This window comes from Ralstonia sp. ASV6 (assembly GCF_016429285.1).
GTDB lineage: Bacteria > Pseudomonadota > Gammaproteobacteria > Burkholderiales > Burkholderiaceae > Ralstonia > Ralstonia flaminis.
Genome location: NZ_JAELUI010000003.1, coordinates 76,524 through 84,121, shown reverse-complemented (window position 1 = coordinate 84,121; position 7,598 = coordinate 76,524). Strand labels below are relative to the sequence as shown.

Below are 7,598 nucleotides of genomic sequence, written 5' to 3'. Positions count from 1 at the left end.
GTGATGCTCGGCAGTCCCTCCACGATTGTTGCGCTACCGGCCCGGTCGCCTCGCGCGAGGAAGTACCGGATCATGTCGCCGATCCTTCAGGCGCGGCTGGCAACCTCTTTCTTTGTGGGGAATACGCTCCGATGTTTTGCATGGCGGTGTCTCCGTTAAAGCATGAAGGACGAAACACCCGCCATCTTTGCCGAATGGCGTAGGCAAGAAAGTCAATATCGGTTGAAAGCAGAACCGTGCGCGATGTGGCCCGTTATTTCGAGGCGATATCCGATGCGCAATGCGTGAGCGCACAAATACAAACGCCCTGAGCAAGTCAGGGCGTTTTTGCACGACACTGTTTTACAGGGGCTTACCCCAACAGCGCGTCCGCAAATTCGCGTGCGGAGAACGGTTGCAGGTCTTCCACCTGCTCCCCCACGCCAATGAAGTACACCGGCACCGGCCGCTGTCGCGCGATGGCGGCCAGGATGCCGCCCTTGGCGGTGCCATCCAGCTTGGTGACGATCAGGCCCGTGAGGCCCAGCGCTTCGTCAAACGCCTTCACTTGCGCCAGTGCGTTCTGGCCCGTGTTGCCGTCAATCACCAGCAATGTTTCGTGCGGTGCCGTGGCCATGGCCTTGGCGGTCACGCGGCGCACCTTCTTGAGCTCTTCCATCAGATGCAACTGCGTCGGCAGGCGGCCGGCGGTATCGGCCATGACGATGTCGATGCCGCGTGCGCGGGCTGCGTTCACGGCGTCGAAGATCACAGCGGCCGGATCGCCCGATTCCTGTGCCACCACCGTCACGTTGTTGCGCTGGCCCCAGACCACGAGCTGCTCGCGTGCCGCAGCGCGGAACGTATCGCCCGCAGCCAGCAGCACGGATTGGCCATAGGTCTGGAAGTGCTTGCACAGCTTGCCAATGCTGGTGGTCTTGCCGGCGCCGTTGACGCCCGCAATCATGATCACCATCGGCTGCTCGCGGCCGAGCACCATGGTTTTTTCCAGCGGATGCAGCAGCTCGACCAGCAGGTCGCGCAGAGCGGTCTTCACGCCTTCGGCGGTTTCGATGCGCTCGGCCTTGATGCGGCGGCGCAGTTCGCCCAGCAGGTATTCGGTGGCGTCGACGCCGGCATCGGCCAGCAGGAGCGCGGTTTCCAGTTCTTCGAACAGCGCCTCGTCCACCTTCACGCCAACGAACAGCGTCGTCAGATTCTTGCTCGTCTTCGACAGGCCCGAGCGCAGGCGCGACATCCAGCCCTTGCGGGCCTGCTCGACCACCTGTGGCGTCGGCACGGTTTCGATGTCATCGGCCTGCATGTCGAGCGTGGCAGGCTCGGCGGGCGAGTCCGGTACCGCCACAGCCACGGGGGCCGGCGCAGGGGTCGGTACGGGTACGGGGGCGACAACCGCAGCGGGTGCAGGCGCGGGGATGGGGATTGCAGCCGGGGCAGGTATCGGGGCCTGAACGGCTTCGGGGGCGGCAGCGGGTGTTGCCACCGGTGTCGATTCGGCAGCCGGTTGCGGCTCTGCCTTGCGCTTCTTCCAGAAACTAAACATCGTAAAAGGCAGTCTATTCGCCGTTAGAATCAAGCGTCGAATTTTATCAGACGGCCCTTATGCGCTCTTCCATGCGAAACGTCTCAAGCCGGACCCGGTTGGGTGCCTGGCAATTGGCCGCGATGGCCTTGGCGGCGGGCCTGTTGGCCGGCCCCGTTGCTGCGCAGGAACTGGCAGCCGCGCCAGTACGCCCGGCGGCCGCTGTTGCCGGTGCCAGGGTCGGTGCCAGCCAGTCCGATACGCACGAATACAAGCTCTCCAATGGCCTGCGCCTGATCGTCAAGGAAGACCACCGCGCGCCCACCGTGGCCCACATGGTCTGGTACCGCGCCGGCAGCATCGACGAGCACAACGGCACCACCGGCGTGGCCCACATGCTTGAGCACATGATGTTCAAGGGCACCAAGGACATCGGCCCCGGCGAATTCTCCCGCCGCGTGGCCGCCATGGGTGGCCGCGAGAACGCCATGACCACGCGCGACTTCACGATGTACTACCAGCAGATCGAGAAGTCGCACCTGGGCGATGTGATGAAGCTCGAAGCCGATCGCATGGCCAATCTCCAGCTCACCGACAAGGAGTTCAAGCCGGAGATGAACGTGGTGAAGGAAGAGCGCCGCATGCGCATCGACGACTCCGCCCGTTCGACTGTCTACGAGCAGATGCTCGCTGTGCTGTTCAATGCCGCGCCGTATCGCAACCCGACCATCGGCTGGCCGGGCGATCTCGACACAATGACCGTGCAGGACGCGCAGGATTGGTACCACGCCTGGTACACGCCCAACAATGTCACCGTGATCGTCACCGGGGATGTGAACCCCGATGAGGCCTTCCGCCTTGCGGAGCGCACTTACGGCAAGCTCAAGCCGCACGCACTGCCGCGCCGCTACACGCAGGAGGAGCCCAAACAGATCGGCGTGAAGCGCATCTGGGTGAAGGCGCCGGCGGAGAACCCGTACGTGGTGCTGGCTTACAAGGTACCGGCGCTTAGGGATGTGGAGAAGGACGTTGACCCGTACGCGCTCGAAGTGCTCTCCGCTGTACTCGACGGGTATGACAATGCGCGCCTGTCGAGCCAGCTCGTCAAGGGCGAAAAACGCATCGCCGATGACGTCAACGCCGGCTACGACGGCCTGAATCGTGGCCCGTCGATCTTCATCATGGACGGCACCCCCGCTGATGGCCATACCACCGCCGAGATCGAGCAGGCCCTGCGTGCGCAGATCGACCGCATCGCCAAGGAAGGCGTGACCGACGCCGAGCTCAAGCGCGTCAAGGCGCAGGTCGTGGCCGGGCAGATCTACAAGCGCGATTCGGTGTTCGGCCAGGGCATGGAGATCGGCATGACCGAGATGAGTGGTCTGTCGTGGCGTTCGATCGACCGCCAGCTCGAGAAGATCAAGGCGGTCACGTCGGCGCAGATCCAGCAGGTTGCCAAGACGTACTTCAGTGAAGACAACCTCGTCGTGGCCACGTTGCTGCCGCAACCGATCGATCCCAACAAACCGGCGCGCAAGCCTGTTCCCGGCATGCGCGAAGAAGGAGGGCTGCGTTGATGCGCGCCATGTCCCTGACCCTGAAGACGGCGCTGGTCGCCATTGTTGCGGCTGCGGCGCAGAGCGCCTTGGCCGCGTTGCCCATCGAACACTGGACAGCCCCCACCGGCGCACGCGTGTTCTTCGTGCCGAGCCCGTCGATCCCGATGCTCGACATCAACCTCGATGTGGATGCCGGTTCACGCTACGAGCCCGCAGCCAAGGTGGGTCTGGCGTCGCTGACGGCCGGCATGCTCGACAAGGGCGTTGCCGCGCAGACCAACGCGCCTGCACGCGATGAGGCGGCCATTGCCGATGCATTTGCCGACGTTGGGGCGAGCTTCGGCGGCGGCGCTGGCGGTGACCGCACGAGCTTGCGCCTGCGCACGCTGTCCGATCCGGCTGAACGCGGCCCCGCCATCGCGCTGATGACGCAGATCGTCTCCGCACCGACCTTTCCTGACGCGGTGCTCGCGCGCGACAAGCAGCGCCTGGTCGCGTCCATCCGTGAATCGCTGACCAAGCCGGGCGTGCTGGCCGAGCGTGCGTTTGGTACGGCCATCTACGGTACGCATCCGTATGGGCAGACCGCCTCGCCGGAGACGGTGGAGAGCATCACGCGTGACGACATCGTGCGCTACTACCAGGCTAACTACACGGCCAAGCGCGCGGTGGTGACGCTGATTGGCGCGATCAGCCGCCAGGAAGCCGAGGCCATCGCCGTGCAGATCACACAGGGCCTGCCCGCCGACGGCGCCGCGCCGCCGGCACTGCCCGACGTGAAGATGCCGCTGCCCAAGGGCGAGACGATCCGCATTCCGCACCCGGCACAGCAGGCCACCATCATCGTTGGCCAGCCTGGCATCTCGCGTAGCGACAAGGATTACTTCCCGCTGCTGGTCGGCAACTACGTGCTGGGCGGTGGTGGCTTCAGCGCGCGCTTGACCAACGAGGTGCGCGAGAAACGTGGCCTGACCTACAGTATCGGCAGCTACTTCGCGCCGGCCGCGCAGCCCGGCCCGTTCGAGCTGGCTTTGCAGACGCGCAAGGACCAGACCGAGGAAGCGCTGACCGTGGTGCGCGACACCGTCGCCAAGTTCGTCGCAGACGGCCCGACCGACGCGGAGCTCAAGGCCGCGAAAGACAACCTCGTCAACGGCTTCCCGCTGCGCCTGGACAGTAACCGCAAGCTGCTGGACAACGTGGCCAACATCGGCTGGTACAACTTGCCGCTCGACTACCTGGATACGTGGACGCAGCGCATTGCCGCCGTCACGCGCGACCAGGTGTGTACGGCATTCCAGCGCGTGCTGCAGCCGCAGACCATGGCGACCATTGTGGTGGGCGGCCCGGCGACAAACTGACGCACGGCACCTTCAACCGAAAAAAACCGGCGGTATTCCCGCCGGTTTTTGTTTTGGCTGGCACTACAATCGCGCCCATGGCATCCCGATCTTCCAGTTCCAAGGGCCCCAAGGCCAAGACCGCCACGTCGCATGTGCGCGCGCCGCAGCAGGTGCGCATCATCGGCGGGCAATACAAGCGCACACCGCTGCCGGTGGTTGACGCCGACGGCCTGCGCCCGACCAGCGACCGCGTCCGCGAAACCGTCTTCAACTGGCTTGGCCAGGACCTGACCGGCTGGCGCTGTGCCGACCTCTTTGCCGGCACCGGTGCGCTTGGGCTCGAGGCAGCCTCGCGTGGCGCGGCGCACGTGACGCTGGTTGAGAACCATGCGCCCGCCGTACGTGCGCTGCACGCCGTGCGCGACAAGCTCGATGCGCACATGGTCGACATCGTCTCGGGGGACGCTTTCGCATGGCTTGCGCGCCAGGCTGACGGTGCATTCGACGCGGTGTTCATCGACCCGCCATTTGCGCAGGATTGGTCGTTGCGTGCGTTGGAGGCGGCCATCCGTGTAGTGAAGCCGGGCGGGGTGATTTATCTAGAAGCGCCGCAGCCCCTGGTGGATGTGAGTGCTGATTCACAATCTGCGGTCGATGCTGCAGGCATTCCACTGCCGTCCGATGTGGCACTGCACAAGCACCTGCGCGCCGGCGCGGTGCATGCGCATTTGCTGCTGCGCAAAAACGGTTAAACTACGCCGCTCGTTCCGGTGCATGAGCATCTGGCGGCACCTCGCTACAGTCTGATTGTGAGGTCGCCGAAAGGCAGCCGGAACGTGCGGGCGGCAGGCTCGGGACTTGCCGCGCTCGATAACGCAACGGTGTCCAAACGCAGATTGGCGCGGCAATGTCCCACGCCGCGCCGGTGGATACTCTTTTCCCCTTGGTGGAGGAACCATGGTGATCGCGGTTTATCCCGGCACTTTCGATCCGTTCACGCGCGGCCACGAAGACCTCGTCCGCCGTGCGTCCAACATCTTCGACGAGCTGATCGTCGGCGTGGCACAGAGCCCGAACAAGCGGCCGTTCTTTGCGCTGGAAGAGCGCATCGAGATCGCCCGCGAGGTGCTCGGCCACTATCCGAACGTGCGGGTCGAAGGGTTTTCCGGCCTGTTGAAGGATTTCGTGCGCAAGAACGGCGCGCGCGTGATCGTGCGGGGCCTGCGTGCCGTGTCGGACTTCGAGTACGAATTCCAGATGGCCGGCATGAACCGCTACCTGCTGCCGGACGTGGAAACCATGTTCCTCACGCCGTCGGACCAATACCAGTTCATCTCGGGTACCTTCGTGCGCGAGATCGCCATTCTTGGCGGCGACGTCAGCAAGTTCGTGTTCCCCTCGGTCGAGAAATGGCTCAAGGAGAAGACGGGCAAGGCAGATGCCTCCGACAAATCGGAATAAAATGGCACGTTGGCGGGAGCCTTCCCGCCGGTCATTTCAAGGAAAGCATCATGGCGCTCATAATTACTGATGAGTGCATCAATTGCGACGTGTGCGAGCCCGAGTGCCCGAACAACGCAATTTCGATGGGCCCGGAGATCTACGTGATCGACCCGGGCAAATGTACGGAGTGCGTCGGGCACTTTGATGAGCCGCAATGCCAGCAGGTGTGCCCGGTCGACTGCATTCCCAAGGACCCGACCCATGCCGAGACGCAAGAGCAGCTGATGCAGAAGTACATTCAGCTCACCTCCGCCCCGCGCGCAGCGTAAGCAAAAAAAGAGACGGCTCAGGCCGTCTCTTTTCATTGGTGCGAGCCGGCTCGCGCACTGCTTACTGAATCGGCAGCAGATCCTCCGGGCCTTCATACGCATAACCCGGCTCGCAGACGATGCGGTAGTGCGGCAGATGAGGCCGTGGTGGCCGCGGCACGACAGGTGTCGGAGTAACCGGCGCCTGCACGAACGGTTTGGTGCCGCCGTTCGGTTGGCGCAATGCACCTGCGGCTGGCGCCGGCGTGACGGTAACCGGCGGGCTGACCACCGGCATCGGCGTCGGATAGGGCATCGGGTACGGCATCGGCCCTACGTAGACGCGATGGCAGTAGCGCACGCCTTCCTGCGCCACCACCACCTTCTGCCGTTGGTCGCGGCGCGCCTGTTCGGCGGCCTGCGCAGCGATCTGTGCCTGGCGAGCATCCTCGGCGGCTTGTGTCTTGCGGCGCGAGGTTTCCATCTCACGCACTTCGGCCGCCTCAGCAGAGGCGCGCTCCCGAGCGGCTTTCTGGTCTGCGGCACTCGGCGTGTTGTCGATCAGCGGTATCTCTTTTGCACGTGTGCCGCAGGGGCGGTCGGAATACGCTGTCTGGCCATTCTCACTACAGCGATAGACCTGCGCCTGCGCTGGTGCTGCCAGCAGCAGGCCGAGCGCCAAGCCCGCCAGCGCGGCGGCGCGTGAGCTGAGCATGGTGAACGGTTTCATGGCGATATCCTAGTGTGAGTGCATCAGCCTGCGGTGTGCAGGCGCATCATGGATTTCTCGGCATGACCGGCAATCAGATCGGGCAGCGCGTCCAGGCTGCGGTCGATGGCGCGGTCAATCAGATCCTGTTCTTCCTTGCGCGGGGCCTTGAGCACGAAGTTGGCCACATCATGCTGGCCTGACGGTGCCGTGCCCGGCGGCAGCAGGTTGCGCGGATGGCCGATGCCCAAGCGCAGGCGCCAGAACTGCTGCGTGGTCAGATGCGCGGCAATGTCCTTCAGCCCGTTATGACCACCCGAGCCTCCACCAAGCTTGAGCTTGACCGCACCGGGCGGCAGATCAAGTTCGTCGTGCGCAACCAGGATCTCGTCGGGCATTACCTTGTAGAAGCGCGCCAGTGCCACGGTCGAGAGGCCCGAGCGGTTCATGAAGGTCTGCGGCTGCAGCAGCCACACCTCGTTGCCCCACAGGTTGGCGCGTGCAGCATAGCCGTGGAAGCGCGTCTCGTTGCGCAAGGTCACGTTGCCGATGCGTGCGAGCTGGTCGACCAGCCAGAAGCCGGCATTGTGCCGCGTGGCTGCGTATTCGGCGCCCGGATTGCCGAGCCCGACGATGAGTTTGATCATGCGATGGATACCAGGGTGGGGTGAGGGATGCGCCCCTTGACCGTACAAGCATAGCCGCTTTCGCCCA

Annotated in this window: 8 protein-coding genes; 5 read left to right on the top strand and 3 right to left on the bottom strand. The window is 64.3% G+C overall.

All coding sequences use genetic code 11. The annotated features are described in order from the left end of the window. Window positions 1-352 precede the first annotated feature (352 nt). A complete protein-coding gene (ftsY, locus tag JHD73_RS01200) occupies window positions 353-1,543 on the bottom strand; it encodes a signal recognition particle-docking protein FtsY (RefSeq protein WP_199026828.1) in 1,191 nt (396 codons plus the stop codon). Between the two features lie 59 nt (window positions 1,544-1,602). Here ftsY and JHD73_RS01195 point away from each other — a divergent pair, with 59 nt between their 5' ends. The 5 genes from JHD73_RS01195 (at window position 1,603) to JHD73_RS01175 (ending at window position 6,196) form a co-directional block, all read left to right on the top strand. Further along, window positions 1,603-3,099: a pitrilysin family protein gene (locus JHD73_RS01195; protein WP_199026825.1), complete on the top strand. Its 1,497-nt coding sequence runs from the start codon at window positions 1,603-1,605 to the stop codon at window positions 3,097-3,099. Continuing rightward, the gene (locus JHD73_RS01190) at window positions 3,099-4,442 is read left to right on the top strand and encodes a pitrilysin family protein (protein ID WP_199026823.1); all 1,344 of its coding nucleotides are present in this window, start codon (window positions 3,099-3,101) and stop codon (window positions 4,440-4,442) included. The genes JHD73_RS01195 and JHD73_RS01190 overlap by 1 nt, the downstream gene beginning before the upstream one ends. Before the next feature lie 77 nt (window positions 4,443-4,519). Further along, a complete protein-coding gene (rsmD, locus tag JHD73_RS01185; protein WP_199026820.1) occupies window positions 4,520-5,176 on the top strand; it encodes a 16S rRNA (guanine(966)-N(2))-methyltransferase RsmD in 657 nt (218 codons plus the stop codon). Window positions 5,177-5,381: 205 nt separating this feature from the next. Next, the gene (gene coaD / locus JHD73_RS01180; protein WP_199026817.1) at window positions 5,382-5,885 is read left to right on the top strand and encodes a pantetheine-phosphate adenylyltransferase; all 504 of its coding nucleotides are present in this window, start codon (window positions 5,382-5,384) and stop codon (window positions 5,883-5,885) included. A gap of 50 nt (window positions 5,886-5,935) precedes the next feature. After that, window positions 5,936-6,196 (top strand): YfhL family 4Fe-4S dicluster ferredoxin, encoded by a 261-nt coding sequence (locus JHD73_RS01175; protein WP_199026814.1) that lies wholly within the window; start codon window positions 5,936-5,938, stop codon window positions 6,194-6,196. A 61-nt stretch (window positions 6,197-6,257) separates the two neighbouring features. On the opposite strand, the gene JHD73_RS01170 is transcribed toward JHD73_RS01175, so the two are convergent. Both JHD73_RS01170 and pth read right to left on the bottom strand, forming a co-directional pair. Then, window positions 6,258-6,905, bottom strand: a complete 648-nt coding sequence (locus JHD73_RS01170) for a DUF4124 domain-containing protein (protein WP_199026812.1) — start codon at window positions 6,903-6,905, stop codon at window positions 6,258-6,260. Between the two features lie 23 nt (window positions 6,906-6,928). Then, a complete protein-coding gene (gene pth, locus JHD73_RS01165; protein ID WP_199026809.1) occupies window positions 6,929-7,531 on the bottom strand; it encodes an aminoacyl-tRNA hydrolase in 603 nt (200 codons plus the stop codon). Between the last annotated feature and the right edge of the window lie 67 nt (window positions 7,532-7,598).

What these genes read in the sequence shown, in the direction of transcription:
- JHD73_RS01175 (WP_199026814.1), top strand. Translation starts at nt 5,936, where the DNA reads ATGGCGCTCATAATTACTGATGAGTGCATCAATTGCGACGTGTGCGAG.
- JHD73_RS01190 (WP_199026823.1), top strand. Translation starts at nt 3,099, where the DNA reads ATGCGCGCCATGTCCCTGACCCTGAAGACGGCGCTGGTCGCCATTGTT.
- rsmD (WP_199026820.1), top strand. Translation starts at nt 4,520, where the DNA reads ATGGCATCCCGATCTTCCAGTTCCAAGGGCCCCAAGGCCAAGACCGCC.
- JHD73_RS01195 (WP_199026825.1), top strand. Translation starts at nt 1,603, where the DNA reads ATGCGCTCTTCCATGCGAAACGTCTCAAGCCGGACCCGGTTGGGTGCC.
- ftsY (WP_199026828.1), bottom strand. Translation starts at nt 1,543, where the DNA reads ATGTTTAGTTTCTGGAAGAAGCGCAAGGCAGAGCCGCAACCGGCTGCC.
- JHD73_RS01170 (WP_199026812.1), bottom strand. Translation starts at nt 6,905, where the DNA reads ATGAAACCGTTCACCATGCTCAGCTCACGCGCCGCCGCGCTGGCGGGC.
- coaD (WP_199026817.1), top strand. Translation starts at nt 5,382, where the DNA reads ATGGTGATCGCGGTTTATCCCGGCACTTTCGATCCGTTCACGCGCGGC.
- pth (WP_199026809.1), bottom strand. Translation starts at nt 7,531, where the DNA reads ATGATCAAACTCATCGTCGGGCTCGGCAATCCGGGCGCCGAATACGCA.